General features: G+C 39.2%; 8 protein-coding genes. 5 read left to right on the plus strand and 3 right to left on the minus strand.

Translation table 11 applies throughout. The annotated features are described in order from the left end of the window. Positions 1-12: 12 nt before the first annotated feature. The 3 genes from V7K45_RS03650 to V7K45_RS03660 are packed head-to-tail and all read right to left on the minus strand — an operon-like array spanning position 13 to position 5198. Positions 13-1062: a TauD/TfdA family dioxygenase gene (locus V7K45_RS03650; protein ID WP_335000479.1), complete on the minus strand. Its 1050-nt coding sequence runs from the start codon at positions 1060-1062 to the stop codon at positions 13-15. A 42-nt stretch (positions 1063-1104) separates the two neighbouring features. Continuing rightward, complete coding sequence (locus V7K45_RS03655; protein WP_335000481.1) at positions 1105-1698, minus strand: GNAT family N-acetyltransferase; 594 nt, start codon at positions 1696-1698, stop codon at positions 1105-1107. Between the two features lie 44 nt (positions 1699-1742). Next, a complete protein-coding gene (locus V7K45_RS03660; protein ID WP_335000713.1) occupies positions 1743-5198 on the minus strand; it encodes a condensation domain-containing protein in 3456 nt (1151 codons plus the stop codon). Positions 5199-5946: 748 nt separating this feature from the next. Between V7K45_RS03660 and V7K45_RS03665 the strand changes: the two genes are divergently transcribed. The 5 genes from V7K45_RS03665 to V7K45_RS03685 all read left to right on the plus strand — a co-directional run bounded on the left by V7K45_RS03665 (position 5947) and on the right by V7K45_RS03685 (position 14531). Continuing rightward, a complete protein-coding gene (locus V7K45_RS03665) occupies positions 5947-8847 on the plus strand; it encodes a TonB-dependent siderophore receptor (RefSeq protein ID WP_335000483.1) in 2901 nt (966 codons plus the stop codon). Between the two features lie 227 nt (positions 8848-9074). Next, positions 9075-10031 (plus strand): sucrase ferredoxin, encoded by a 957-nt coding sequence (locus V7K45_RS03670; protein ID WP_335000485.1) that lies wholly within the window; start codon positions 9075-9077, stop codon positions 10029-10031. 54 nt (positions 10032-10085) lie between these two features. Further along, on the plus strand, positions 10086-11027 hold the full coding sequence (locus tag V7K45_RS03675; protein ID WP_335000487.1) for an iron-siderophore ABC transporter substrate-binding protein: 942 nt from the start codon (positions 10086-10088) through the stop codon (positions 11025-11027). 37 nt (positions 11028-11064) lie between these two features. Then, entirely contained in the window at positions 11065-12369 is a 1305-nt protein-coding gene (locus tag V7K45_RS03680) for an MFS transporter (RefSeq protein ID WP_335000489.1), read from the plus strand. Positions 12370-12404: 35 nt separating this feature from the next. After that, the gene (locus V7K45_RS03685; protein WP_335000491.1) at positions 12405-14531 is read left to right on the plus strand and encodes an acylase; all 2127 of its coding nucleotides are present in this window, start codon (positions 12405-12407) and stop codon (positions 14529-14531) included. Positions 14532-14610 lie beyond the last annotated feature (79 nt).

Consider the following 14610-nt stretch of genomic DNA (forward strand, 5'->3'; position numbering starts at 1 on the left):
TCCGTACTTGCACTAAATCTCTTGACTGCTGAATACTTCTGACATCCCAACTACCACTTTTCTTTCCCCGATAAATGGCTGTCTTCCGTGTGCTGTAAGCATATTATCCAGCATTAAAATGTCTCCAGCCTGCCAGGGAAAAATCATAGTTTCTTGTTGATAGATGGTACGAATTGCATCTAAAACTTCTGCTTCAATTGGTGAACCATCACCGTAATAGGTATTATGTGGCAAATCCTCTTCTGAAAATTCTGCTAACAATGCAGTGCGAATTTTTGCATCTAAAGTGGTGACATGAAAAAAAGCGGCATGATTAAACCAAACAGTTTCACCCGTTTTAGGATGTGTAGCGATCGCTTGTCTATGAGTACGGGTTCGTAAGCGATTTCCTGGCTTCCACTCGAATTCAATATGATTGCTACGGCAAAATTCTTCTACTTCGCCTGGGTTTGTGGTTTGAAATACTGTTTGCCAAGGTAAGCCAAAACCATCACCGAAGTTACGCACGTACATCACGCCTGTTTCGATGAAGCGATCGCGAATTTTTGGGTTAATCTGTTGTAATAATCTCCGCGTATCAGCAATAGGAGTTTCCCCGCCTTGCTGTGCTGGCGTGACGCAGTGAAAGAAAATTTTTAAAGGCCAGCTAGCGGCATAGGAATTCTCGCTATGCAGAAAGATACTTTGGTCAGCAGGATAGTCAGTAGATGTATAAATTTTACCTTGAATCGCGCTCCGAGGTGAAGAGCGATCGCGGTATTCTAATAAATCTCCTGAAACGGCCTGGATAAAATTTTCAAACTCGGCAATATCTTTAACTTGGAAATTACGAAATAGTATACCTCCATGCTTAAGTAAATTTGTAGTAATTAACTCTTGATTATTAACTGCCCACGCCAATAAATTGACCCCTTCTACAGTGGTTTGGCATAACACAGGTAAAGCACTATCAGTTAAAAGAGGCGTTAATTTGACCAATTCTGTCTGCAAGAGATTGATAGCTTGCCGTCTTTTAACCTTTAAAAAAGATTGGGTGATTTGTGAATGCTCTGATATTTCCATTAGAGATAGAAGAAAGACTGAACTTTTGATAGTTGTCTGAATCTAAATTTTGGAAGTTAATAAAGATGGTGAAATTTTATTCTTATAGCCACTCTGAGTAATAGCATATAATACAACTTCTTGATTGTTCTCTTCATAAATTACTTTTGCTTGAAATGTTAAGCCTACTTTTTCCATGACGCGAATCGAAGCTAGATTTGCAGCAAAACCAACGGCAACTATACGTTCTACTCCTTCATCAAAACCCTTTTTAATTAATGCTTTTGAGCCTTCTGTTGCGTAACCTTTACCCCAAGCAGTTTTTCGTAGACGATACCCTAGCTCAATATCATTGGCGTTCACAAATTGAGGGTTGAAGTAAGAGGCGTGAATGATAGGTTTAAAGAGAAACCAGCCAATAAATGCTTTACTGGACTTTTCTATGACTCCCCAGTAACCATAATTATTATATTTCTGATAATACTGAAAAAGTTCAGGTAAAAATTCTGTTGTAATAATTGAGTATGGAGTTGGCTGTCCTAAATTGGTCGTCAACCTTACGACTTCAGGATCGCTATCTAATTCAAATAAGTTATCAGCATCAGCTTCTGTGAATTGCCGCAAAATCAAACGTTCGGTTTCTAATAAAATCTCCATACTAGCCTCACATTAATTATGTCTAAAACATACTTGTTATCAATTTAAAATTGATAAGATGCTTTGCGTTTTGCTAATTTTAGCTTTTCGACAGAACTTTTTTCTAGTTCTTGTTCTTGAATTATCTGTTTTTTTCGATCGGCATTGACAATAATTTGAATTAGCTCCTCTACTCTGCTATCAGGCTGTTCTACAACATGACGTAGGATAATTTCAAAATGATTGTTCATGCTAGCAATCGTCACAGCATTAAACAAATCTATCTTATACTCCATTGAACCTTTAAAACCTTCTGAATTTTCCCAAATACTAAATTTCAAATCAAATTTAGAAGTACCAATATCTACCTCTTGAGGATATATATTCAAGTTGCTGATTTCGATAGCTGGTATCGGTGCATTTTGCAAAATAAACATTACCTGAAACAAAGGGTTATAACTCAGGTTGCGTTCTGGTTGTAACTCCTCTACCAGTTTCTCAAAAGGTAAGTCTTGATGGGCGTAAGCATCTAATGCACAAGCACGTAAACGTTGCAGGACTTCTCGAAAACTAGGATTTCTACTAAAATCTGTGCGGAAGACTAAGGTATTGATAAAGAAGCCAATTAAGTTTTCCGTTTCTCGCCAGTTCCGGCCTAATACGGGTGAACCAACTAAAATATTCTCTTGTTTACTATAACAGTAAAGCAATGTTTTAAACACTGCTAAAAGTGTCATAAATAAAGTTACACCTTCTTGTTTATTTAAGTTTTTTACTGCTTCTTTGATTTCTCCTGTAATAGTGAAAAACTCTTTTTTACCTTTGAATGTCTGAATTGCTGGTCTAGGTCTGTCGGTGGGAATTTGAAGTAAAGGTGCGCTATTATTTAGCTGCTGTTTCCAATAATCTAACTGAGGCTGGAGAACGTCTGTTTGTAACCATTGTCTTTGCCAATAAGCATAATCGGCATATTGGATGCTCAGTTCAGGTAAAGGTGAAGGTTTACCAACAGAAAACGCAGCATAAATTGTTGCTAGTTCTTGAATAAGCACACCAATTGACCAACCATCAGAGATAATGTGATGGGTGCTAATTAACAACAGATGTTCATCTTCTTTGAGATGTAGAAGTGTTGCTCTTAATAGCGGTAGTTGGGAAAGGTCAAATGGTTTTTGGCTTTCTTGCAAAATTAAACTTTGAATATCAGAGTCGAAATTTTGCATAATTGATAATTTTAATTCTAGAGTCTCATGGATAACCTGAATAGGTCTTCCGTTTATAGTAGAAAAGGTTGTCCGTAAACTTTCGTGACGCTTGATGATTTCATTCAGACTTTGTTCGAGGATCGCTGGATTAAGTTTACCAGTTAATCGAATAGCGATCGCAACATTATAAAAAGGATTTCCCGGTTCTAACTGGTCAAGAAACCATAAACGCTCTTGTGCTAAACACAGAGGTAATTCACAATCGCGAGAAACAGGTTGAAGTTGTGTGTTTATAGAGGTTATGTCTGTAGCCAATATCAGTTTAACTATCTGAGCAATACTCGCTTCAAACAAATCAATAGCCGAAATAGATACCCCTACATCTTCCTGAATGCGATTTTTCAAATCAAATGCTTGTAAGGAATCTATACCCAAATTGCTCAAAGGTTGTTGAATATTTACCTGCTCTAAGGGTACTGATAAGACTTGAGCTACCAACTGTTGTAAGTAAGTTTCTATATTTGTCGGTTGCTCTTTGGGCAAACTCACATCATAACTATCCAAAATACTGCTTTGGACAACATTGAGAGTCCCTGCTAAAAATTCTGCTTTGGTAGCGCGACGTTGTATTTTACCACTAGAAGTTTTAGGAATAGTACCAGCTTTAATTAACACCACTGCATAAACTTGCATCTCGAATTCTTGAGAAACCGCCTGACGAATAGCAGCAGTAACTTCCTCTAGATTTGGTTTGGCGCGGAATTCTAACTCCTGCACTACTACCAACTTCTCTTCGTTCTCTACCTCAACTGCAAATGCAGCACTACTACCCAAACGTAAAGCCGGATGAGAGCGTTCTGCGGTGAGTTCAATATCTTGTGGGTAAAGGTTGCGGCCGCGAATAATAATTAAATCTTTGGCTCTACCCGTAATAAAGACTTCGCCACTATCCAAAAAGCCTAAGTCGCCGGTGCAAAGAAAAGGCCCTAACGCTTCGCTAACTCCTGTATCTTGCAAAAAGGCACGAAAAGTCTGTTCTGTCTCTGTTTGACGATTCCAATAGCCTTTGCCAACACTGGGGCCAGATACCCAGATTTCCCCTATTTCTCCATCTTGACAGCGAGTTAAAGTTTCTGGATTGACAATTACAATCTGTTGTTGTGGTACACTCCGGCCACAACTGACTAATGCTATTGAATTATCGTCGTTAGTAACCGCATCAATTACATAATTACGTTCTAAAGCGCTCTTATCTACGTGTTTGCATCTGACTAACGCAGACTTGACGCTACCAGATACCATCAAAGTGGCCTCTGCCATGCCGTAACAAGGATAAAAAGCTTCTGGACGAAAACCGCACTCAGCAAAGGTAGCTGCAAAACGCTCCAAAGTTTGCTGGCGAATTGGTTCTGCACCGTTAAAAGCTACACTCCAACTGCTTAAATCGAGAGTTGAACGTTGTTCAGGAGTAATTTTTTCAATACAAAGTTCATAAGCAAAGTTGGGAGCGCCACTGCTAGTTCCTCTATAACGGGAAATTGCTTGTAACCAACGATAGGGACGCTGGAGAAAGGCTGCTGGCGGCATCATGATACAAGGAAAACCCCCATATAAAGGTTGTAGTACGCCGCCAATCAGTCCCATATCATGATAAACAGGCAGCCAAGTGACAAACTTACTACTGGCGGAATGTTCCATATACTGACGCGTCACCACAGCATTGTGCAGTAGGTTGCCATGATTGAGCATCACACCTTTGGGTGTACCAGTGGAACCGGAAGTATATTGCAAAAAAGCCAGAGTTTCTCTATCAATCAAAGGCTCTTGCCAAGACTCTTCTATACCAGGTGCGAGGTTATCAGTAGTCAGCCAGCGAATACTATCTAGATCGAATTTATCAGCAAGTAAAGACTTCAACTGAGACAAGATAGCCGTTGTTGTCAGAATTACCGCCGTTTGTGCATCTTTTAAAATCGCCAAGATTCTGGGGGTGTTGCGCTGATTGCGTGGTGGATAAGCTGGGACTGCTACCACCCCAGCATATAGACACCCAAAGAAGGCCGGTAAGTAATCTATGCCAGGTGGGTAAAGTAGTAACGCCCGTCCAGTTAATTCTAAAATTTGGAGTTGAGATGCGATCGCTCTACTATATCGATCTAACTCTCGATAATTTAGAGTCACTGCTTGTGCTTCTCCATCGTGCAGAAAGGTAAAAGCCTCAGTGTTTGCTTGCTCTACCGACCTGTAACGCAGTAGCTCCACAACTGTAGAAAACTTACAGACCATTTCTTCTAAATCGTTGACACATTGAGTCATTGCACTTTCAAAATCCTGATGCACAAAGAATTCTCGGATATCAAGCCGTTACAGCCTTTGCCAAAAGAATGACAAACTTTAACCGCCTTCTATTGGCGTAGAGCTTATTTTTCAGTGTTGCTGAATCGACGGTATGAATCTGGATGTAGAGATACGTCCCTACAAAGATTTTGAAATTACGCAAAATTATTTTTCATACCGCAATCAGCAACACCATTTTTCCAATCCCCCACCGTTATTGCTATTAATTTGCAATTACTTTTATGACTTTAAAGCAACTTTGCTCAGATAGCAAGCAAATTTTAATTAAAAACTATTATTACCTTTTACTCAAAAAAATAGCTTATAAAAGTATATCGATAGATAGATGTAAAAAGCTTAAGTTAGGTAATTCTAACTTTATGCAGACTATGGCAATGCCTTATAAAGGCTTATATATAAGGGTTTTTTGCCCAAAGCTAGTCAGATTTATAAAATTCCAAAGATTTGATAAATGCTTGCTCAGGCGTAACCTTTATGATAATGTCTCCTAATAGCACTAGAGTTAGATGCAAACTAGTCGCAGATAGCTTTTGAGATTTCTAGAGCTAGTGTCAAGCATTATTGATAATATATCGCGTCATTAATATCAGACGTGATATTTTTCATGGGCTGTGAGAATGAGTATCAATATGCAACTAAAGCTTTACTTAAAAGCCTGTTAATTACAGGTTCAGTTCAAGGAGAAACAAGAATGAAGGGTGGGTTAATGAGTGAGATACGTTCGGTGGCATTAGCATTAGCGGTAATTAGCAGCTTAGTACAACCAGCCCATGCAGGAACACAGACAGCCGAACTATCTAGTCAGAAATCTCACTCTACCAGAGCGGCACAATTGCTTGTGCAAAGCAGCGACGTTAATAAAGTTACAGGCATTAAAATAAATTCTACTGATAAAGGCATTGAAATCATTTTAGAAAGTGCCAACGCCGAAGCACTCAAACCAGTCAATAATAATCAAAGCAACAGTTATATAGCAGATATACCCAATGCAGTGCTAGCACTGCCCGAAGGTGGAAACTTTAGCCAAAATAATCCTGCACCAGGCATTGCATCAGTCAGCGTCACTCAAGCTAACACCAATACCTTGAGAGTAACGGTAATTGGTGAGGGAAGTTTACCTAATACAGAGTTATTTGATAGCGACCAAGGTTTGATTTTTGCAGTTACACCAGTTGCATCAGCCACTAAACCACAGCAGCCAACACAGGCCGTGGCAGAAGTTACAGAAGTCAAACTTAATCCCACCAATAACGGTTTAGAAATCATCTTGGCAACTCCAGATGGTGAAAAATTACAAGTATTGCCTAAGACTGAAGGCAACACATATATTATCGAAATTAACTCCGCTCAACTGCGCTTACCCAGTGGTGGCACATTCCGCCAAGAAAAACCTATTGCTGGAGTTAGTGAAGTCAGTGTGACTAACTCCGATGCCAACACTATCAGAATGGCTGTAATTGGAGTAGACAGTATCCCAAAAGTAGAGTTATTTGATAGTGACCAAGGTTTGATTTTCGGTGTAGCTTCAGCTGCATCCTCTACCCAAGCACAGACGCAACCCCAAACACCAACAGAACCAACCCAGCCAGAACAGCCATCGGCCTCTGACGAGCCAATTGAGTTAACAGTCACAGGTGAGAAAGACGGGTATCGCGTACAAGATTCATCAACTGCAACAAAAATAGATGTTCCGCTACGTGACATACCTGCATCTGTACAGGTAATACCCAAAGAAATCATTCAAGACCGACAAGTAGTCAAACTCAACGAGCTAGCAGACAATGTTAGTGGTGTACGTAGTCAAGAGACTTATGGTGGACTTGCATCTCAAGGCTACTTTATTCGTGGTTTTGCGACAGAATTTCAGACTCTGCGTAATGGCTTCAAAGATTTTGGCTTTATTAGTCCGCGTGATGTTTCTAGTATCGAACGTGTAGAATTCCTCAAAGGGCCAGCATCAATTCTATATGGTAGTATCAGCAGCCCTGGTGGTGTCGTCAACACAATTACTAAACAGCCCCTACCAGACCCTTTCTATCAAATCAATGGCACTATTGGTAGCTACGATTTTTATCGCACATCAGTTGATTTGACCGGGCCACTTCTAGAAAATCGTTCTGCTCTCTACCGTCTGAATGTAGCTTACGAAAATGCTGATAGCTTCCGTGACTTTGTTAATAATGAAAGTACTTATGTTGGGCCAATAATTACCGTAAAAGCGGGAGAGAATACAGATATTACCTTTGGTTATGAATACCAAAAGTACGACTACACTTTTGACCGAGGTTTTCCGAATAATAACAGAGTAGTTTTCGACCTCCCCATCAGCCGATTTTTAGGCGAACCCAGTCTCAATAGAGGTGAATTTACATCTAATAACTTTACTTATGTTCTAGAAAGCAAATTTGGCTACAACAATAATTGGAAATTCCGCCAAGGCTTCAATGTCGTCAACGTTAACGGTAGTGCAGGAGATGTTCAAGCTAATTCTATTAATGATGATGGTTTCACTGTGGCGCGGGGATATCGAGTTAGTAATGATGAATCAAACAACATTTCATTTCAAAATGAAGTTAGTGGCAAATTTAATACCGGATCAATTCGTCATAACATTCTTGTGGGGCTAGAGTTATCCAATTACGAATACCAGTACGAATTTTTTCGGGGAACTATTGCAGATTTAGATATTTTTAATCCGATTTATGGCGCACAGCCAGAATCCGTGGAACGGGCATTTTTTGAGAAGTATGGTGGAAGTAATATTGGGCTATATTTGCAAAACTTAGTTGAGATAACACCAAATCTTAAATTGCTAGCTGGTGGACGTTTTGACTGGGCTGATTCCTTTTATAGAAACCTGGAAACAGGTACAACTATCAATGAAACTTCAGATTCTAAATTTTCACCACGAGTTGGGATAGTTTATCAACCTACTGATTCCACTTCAATTTATGGAAGTTGGACAAATTCCTTCAATCCGCAAGTATTCGGGAGAAGTATTAATAACGAAGCATTTAAACCAGAAACAGCAGAACAATTTGAAGTTGGCATTAAACAAGAATTTCTTGACAAACGTCTCTCGGCAACTTTAGCTTATTTTGACATCACAAAGAAAAATGTTTTGACAACAGATCCTACAAATTCTGACTTCCAAATCCAAACAGGTGAACAAAAAAGTAGCGGAGTTGAACTCGATGTAGTTGGAGAAATTCTTCCTGGCTGGAAAATAATTGGCACATATACTTATACAGATGCCTTTATCAACGAAGATAATGACCCAACATTAGTTAATAATAGATTAGCTGGCGTACCCTACAACAGTGCTAGTTTGTGGACTACATATGAATTACAAAAAGGTAGTTTACAAGGTTTAGGGCTAGGATTTGGTCTAGTTTATGTAGGTCAGCGCGAATCTGCTGTACCTAATAATATCAAAATTCCTTCTTATTTGAGAACAGATGCCAGTGTTTTCTATAAACGGGATCGTTGGCGAGTTGGTGTCAACATTAAAAACCTATTTGATACTAAATATTATGAGTCTCAAGGATTTTACATTGTTCCGGCTGCACCATTCACTGTCCTGGGAACTGTTTCTTTCGAGTTTTAATTTGGGAGTTTTTGTAAAATGTGATACTTTCATTTCCTAAAAATTTTACTGAATGGGCGGGGTTTACCTGCCCAAAATTTGCTTTATTGTTCATACATAATATTGGTTCATCAATAACTGAATTGTTTTGCTTACATAAATAATATGGTTGAGGTCAACAAATATCTACCCTAAAAAAATAGGGTGATAATGAAAGTTCTAATACTAGATTATCCGGTTATTTCATCATGGCTAATTCTTTTTGTGCTTTAGAGTCTCGTGATGTTGGAGAAGATCCAATTGCCAATGCTTACAATTTTGATTTTTTTGTGATGATTGAATGTCCAATTCCTTGGATAAATGAGACATTTAATTCTAAACAAGTTCCTGATAATCTCCGAAATATAGTCAAAGAATTTGCAGAATCTGAGATAACTGTAGAGTTTTTATTAATTTATAGCAAGGAATTAAAAGAGCCAGACAAAACAAGAGTTTTGATATTTAATCAACCCACTGGTTTTGCTCAAGGATATAGCAAATCAGAGTTTTTATTATCTGATATTAATGAAGCAGCACCTCTGATTAAAAAATGCTTATTGGAGAAAGATTTAGATACTTGTATTGACGAACTTAATACAAGAGATATTTTTATATGTACTCATGGTAGCCGCGATCAATGCTGTGCTAAATTTGGTAATCCCTTTTATCGGCAGGCAAAAAATATAGTTAAAGATTTAGGAATGAATAATGTCAGAATCTGGCAATGTACTCACTTTGGCGGTCATCGATTTGCACCTACTGCTATCGATTTTCCAGAGGCTAGATACTATGCTAGGTTAGATTCTGAATCATTCACTTCCATTTTGACCCGTACTGGAAATCTTGAATTTATTCAGCATACTTATCGTGGGTGGGCAATATTACCAGAAGCTGCACAGGTTTTAGAAAGAGAAATGATTCTTATCTATGGTTGGCAATGGTTGACTTACAAAGTTGATTATCAGATTATCCAACAAAGTGAGAATGGAGAATTTAATCATATAAAACTAAATTTTATTAAACCAGATGGTAACTTGGTTAGTGTAAAAGCTGATGTGTTAGTTGATAAAGGTAAGACTCTATATCTAAGTGATTGTCATAGTGAAATTGTCGAAACAATTCCTCAATTTTATATAGAAAATTTGTTGGTAGATGTGCATGAATAAAAACTACATAATATGAAAAAAAGATACGTATATTACTGCAATTTATGTATTTTGATGGCTCTTTCGTTATTCTTTTTTGCCGCTTGCCACAGTGGTTTAGAGCAAAACATAGGTGAATATAAATCACACTTATCAGGAACAGAATGTCGTTTATTTAAGCATGAATTAGGTGAAACTTGTGTACCTACTAACCCGCAGCGTATTGTTGTTGCAGAGCAAATTACATTAGAACCTTTAATAGCATTAGGATTGAAACCAATAGGTGTACCTGACCGTGCTTTTGTAGCTAGTAAAACTAGTTTTCTCAAAAGTCAAATAGCTGGTATAACTTATATAGGCAAAGAGGGTCAGTTGAATTTAGAAAAAATATTGAAATTGCATCCAGATTTAATTATTAGCTTGTATGATATTAACTCAGAATCCTATCAATTATTTTCACAAATAGCTCCTACAGTTAAATTTAAATATGTCCATGCTCAATGGCAAGAATCTTTTCGGCGGATTGGTCAAGTATTAAACAAAGCTGAACAAGCTGAAAAATTACTCAATCAATACGAACAGCGATTAACAAAATTGCGGGCTAATCTAGATGTTCGCCTAAATAAACTCAAAGTTTCTGTTGGTCGGTTTCATGGAGGAGTACAACTACCTGAGTTTCGTTCTCAATTTTCATTCCCTGGCAGTATTTTAAAAGAAGTCGGAATTGCTATACCAGATGCTCAACGTCAGTTAATTAAAAATCCTGACGATACTTTGGTAATACTGAACTTAGAACGTATAGACTTACTTGATGCTGATGTTTTATTTGTAGCGGTAGATCCTGGGGCTAGAGAATTATTCCAAAAATATCAAAAGACTCGTCTTTGGCAAACTCTTAATGTTGTTAAAAATCAGCAAGTTTATAGTGTTGATTCTAGTTACTGGATTTTTGGAAGTATTCTATCAGCAAATGCAATACTTGATGATTTATTTAAGTATTTGCTCAAGGCAGCGTGACAGTGAATTAATTAGTCAATCATAAGGAACGCTGCTCATGAAAACAGAAATGAAATTTAGTAGTTTTCGTAATTTTATTATTGTCTGGATTGGTCAGTTTGTTTCGGCTATGGGCAGTAGTATGACCAGCTTTGCCCTGAATATTTGGGTCTGGGAATCTACAGATCGGGTAACAACATTAACACTTGTAGGTTTCTATACGTTACTTCCCAGTATTGCGATCGCTCCAATTAGTGGAGTGATTGTAGATCGGTGGAATCGGAAGTTACTGATGATTGTAGGAGATAGCGTAGCTGTAGGAGTAACAATAGCGATCGCACTGCTATATCTGACCAATCATTTGCAAGTTTGGCACTTATATATCACAGGAGCAATTACAGGAGTTTTTAATGAATTACAGTCTCTAGCCTATTCTGCATCTGTGGGATTAATGATACCTCCAAAGCATTATTCCCGCGCTAGTAGTATGGAATTTTTATCAGGTTATGGTGCAAAAATTATGGCGCCAGCTTTTGCTGGTTACTTATATCATGTAATCGGATTGGTGGGAATTTCGCTGATTGATATCCTGACTTTTACTTTTGCAATTATTAGTGTGCTTTTAATACACATCCCACAACCACCATCTAGAGAAATTCACAGTCAACATCCAGAAAATATTTGGCAGGAATTGGGATTTGGTTGGCGCTATATCCAAGCACATAAAAGCCTTCTAGCTTTGTTAATGACCGGAATGGTGTTTTGGTTTTTTCACGATGTCGGTGGTGCTGTTTACACACCGATGATTCTGGCACGTTCGGGCAATAATACTCTTTTGTTGGGCAGTTTAGCCTCAGCAGCAGGTATAGGTGGTGTGATGGGAGCATTAATCATGAGTGTTTGGGGTGGATCTACTAAGCATCGAGTTAAGGGCTTTTTATGGGGAATGGTTGGTGCAGGGTTGAGTAAAACTATTTTTGGGTTGGGAAATACAGCCTTCGTTTGGATTGGCGCTCAATTTTGTTCTTCGCTCAATTTCCCCTTAAATGGAAGTTCAGAAAATGCCATTTGGCTAGCAAAGGTTACTCCTGAAGTACAAGGTCGAGTTTTTGCGGTGCGATCGCTACTTTTACAGGTATTCTCAGCTATAGCCTATTTAATTGCCGGGCCTCTGGCGGATAAAGTTTTTGAACCAGCAATGAAATCAGATGGTCAGCTAGCATGGCTGTTTGGCAATATATTTGGCATCAACAAAGGTGCTGGAATGGCACTGTTATACGTTCTATGTTCTTTATGTATGTTGCTGGTGGGTGCGTTTGGATTTAATGTCCGTTTGTTAAGGAATATAGACGAAAGGCACTAAATTTTTCCAGTCAAATTAATTTAATCAAAACTATCATGTTGAATATTAGGGTGTATTTGTGGCTATTTAACCAGCCAATACTGAAAAGAAAATTATTTAGATTTTTAGCTTTTATCCTCAGTGCCATTTTAGTTGTCGTTTTGGCAAATAACAGTTTTGCCACTGCACCCAAAACTACAGACATATTATGGGATACTTACGGCATACCACATATATATAGTAAAGATACTCCAAGCGCTTTCCAGGCATTTGGTTGGGCACAGATGCAAAGTCACGCTAACTTGCTGTTGCGCCTCTACGGTCAAGCTAGGGGAAAAGCAGCCGAATATTGGGGAGAAGAGTATTTAGAATCTGATAAATGGGTACTGACGATGGGAGTGCCCAATCGTGCAAATTCTTGGTATCGGGCACAAAGTCCAGCTTTTCGTAGTTATATAAATGCCTTTGCCACTGGGATAAATACTTATGCCAAAGACCATCCCGATCTAATTGATGAGCAAGTAAAAATAGTATTACCTGTAAAGCCAGAAGATGTATTAGCGCATTTGCAAAGAGTGCTGTATTTTACTTTTATCGTCAATCAAGAACAGGTAGCAGATATGGCTCATACTCAATCTGAAGCTGGTTCTAACGGTTGGGCGATCGCACCGAAACATTCTGCCAGTGGAAAGGCGATGTTGCTGGCAAACCCTCACACGTTATGGTCGGATTTATTTGTCTGGTACGAAGCCCAAATTACGACCCCAGGGATGAATGCTTCGGGAGCAGCGCTGGCGGGAATTCCGGTTTTAGCGATCGCCTTTAACGATTATTTGGGTTGGACTCATACCGTCAATACCCATGATGGTTGGGATATATACAAGTTGAAATTGGCTGATGATGGTTATCTTTTTGATGGCAAAGTCCGTCCTTTTACAACATCAAAGTTTTTGTTAAAAGTCAAGCAAAAAAATGGCTCGTTAGCCGAACAACCATTATTAGTCAAAAGTTCCATCCACGGTGCAGTCGTTCAAGAAAAAGATGGGTTTGCTGTGGCGTTGCGGGTTGTCGGTGCAGACCGTCCCGGTGTGTTGGAGCAGTGGTGGGATATGGCACGTTCTCAAAACTTCAGCCAATTTCAAAAGGTATTGAAACGCTTGCAACTACCGATGTTTACTGTCATGTATGCAGACCGAGAAGGGCATATCATGCACCTATTCAACGGTCTGGTTCCGATTCGTCAACAGGGAGATTTTCAATACTGGGAAGGTTTAATTCCTGGTGACACATCCAAAACTTTGTGGACAAAAATGCACCCATACAAAGATTTACCGCGTGTAATTGACCCGCCTAGCGGTTGGTTGCAAAATGCCAATGATGCACCTTGGACAACGACTTTTCCACCTGCCATCAAAGCAGATGATTATCCTGCTTATATGGCTCCACGAGGAGAGATGTCTTTCCGGGCACAAAGTTCTGCAAAAATGCTGGCTGAAGATCCAAAAATCTTTTTTGAGAAAATGATTGAGTACAAACATTCCACCACAATGGAACTTGCAGAACGCATCCTCGATGACCTAATTCCTGCGGCTCAAAAGTATGGCGATGAATTAGCCCGTCGTGCTGCTGATATTTTGGCTGCTTGGGATCGGAATGCTGATGCTGATAGTCGAGGCGCGGTATTGTTTTCCTTTTGGTGGGAAGAAATGGATGAAAAGCAAACCTTCAGTATTCCTTGGAGTGAGAACTCTCCACGCACCACACCCGATGGTTTAAAAGACCCAGAAAGTGCGGCGAAAGCGCTACAAATAGCAGCAGCCAAAGTCGAAAAAGCTTATGGAAAGCTAGATATTGCTTGGGGTGAAGTCTTCCGAGTGCGTAGCGGCAACTTAGATTTACCTGCTAATGGTGGCGCTGGGGATCTAGGAATATTCCGCGTCCTCCATTCTGCTCCAGCTAAGGATGAACGCTTTCATGCCGTCGCTGGTGATAGTTATGTTGCAACCGTTGAGTTTTCGCAACCAGTAAAAGCAATGGCTCTGATCGGCTACGGTAACGCGACTCAACCCGGTTCGCCCCATATTACCGACCAACTACCACTGTTTTCTCGCAAGCAACTGCGTCCTGTTTGGCGAACTCGGAAAGAAGTATTAGCACATTTGGAGGAACGCAAAACTTTTTGACAGCTATGAGTTATGAATCAATTGCCTGTCTGTACAGTTGGAAAATTTTTCTACCTCTACCAGCGTTGTCAGAAAACAA

This window comes from Nostoc sp. (assembly GCF_036917375.1).
Taxonomy (GTDB): domain Bacteria; phylum Cyanobacteriota; class Cyanobacteriia; order Cyanobacteriales; family Nostocaceae; genus Nostoc.

Excerpts from the sequence above, each read along its gene's own strand:
- V7K45_RS03650 (WP_335000479.1), bottom strand. The coding sequence starts at position 1,062 with ATGGAAATATCAGAGCATTCACAAATCACCCAATCTTTTTTAAAGGTT.
- V7K45_RS03655 (WP_335000481.1), bottom strand. The coding sequence starts at position 1,698 with ATGGAGATTTTATTAGAAACCGAACGTTTGATTTTGCGGCAATTCACA.
- V7K45_RS03660 (WP_335000713.1), bottom strand. The coding sequence starts at position 5,198 with ATGACTCAATGTGTCAACGATTTAGAAGAAATGGTCTGTAAGTTTTCT.
- V7K45_RS03665 (WP_335000483.1), top strand. The coding sequence starts at position 5,947 with ATGAGTGAGATACGTTCGGTGGCATTAGCATTAGCGGTAATTAGCAGC.
- V7K45_RS03670 (WP_335000485.1), top strand. The coding sequence starts at position 9,075 with ATGGCTAATTCTTTTTGTGCTTTAGAGTCTCGTGATGTTGGAGAAGAT.
- V7K45_RS03675 (WP_335000487.1), top strand. The coding sequence starts at position 10,086 with ATGGCTCTTTCGTTATTCTTTTTTGCCGCTTGCCACAGTGGTTTAGAG.
- V7K45_RS03680 (WP_335000489.1), top strand. The coding sequence starts at position 11,065 with ATGAAAACAGAAATGAAATTTAGTAGTTTTCGTAATTTTATTATTGTC.
- V7K45_RS03685 (WP_335000491.1), top strand. The coding sequence starts at position 12,405 with ATGTTGAATATTAGGGTGTATTTGTGGCTATTTAACCAGCCAATACTG.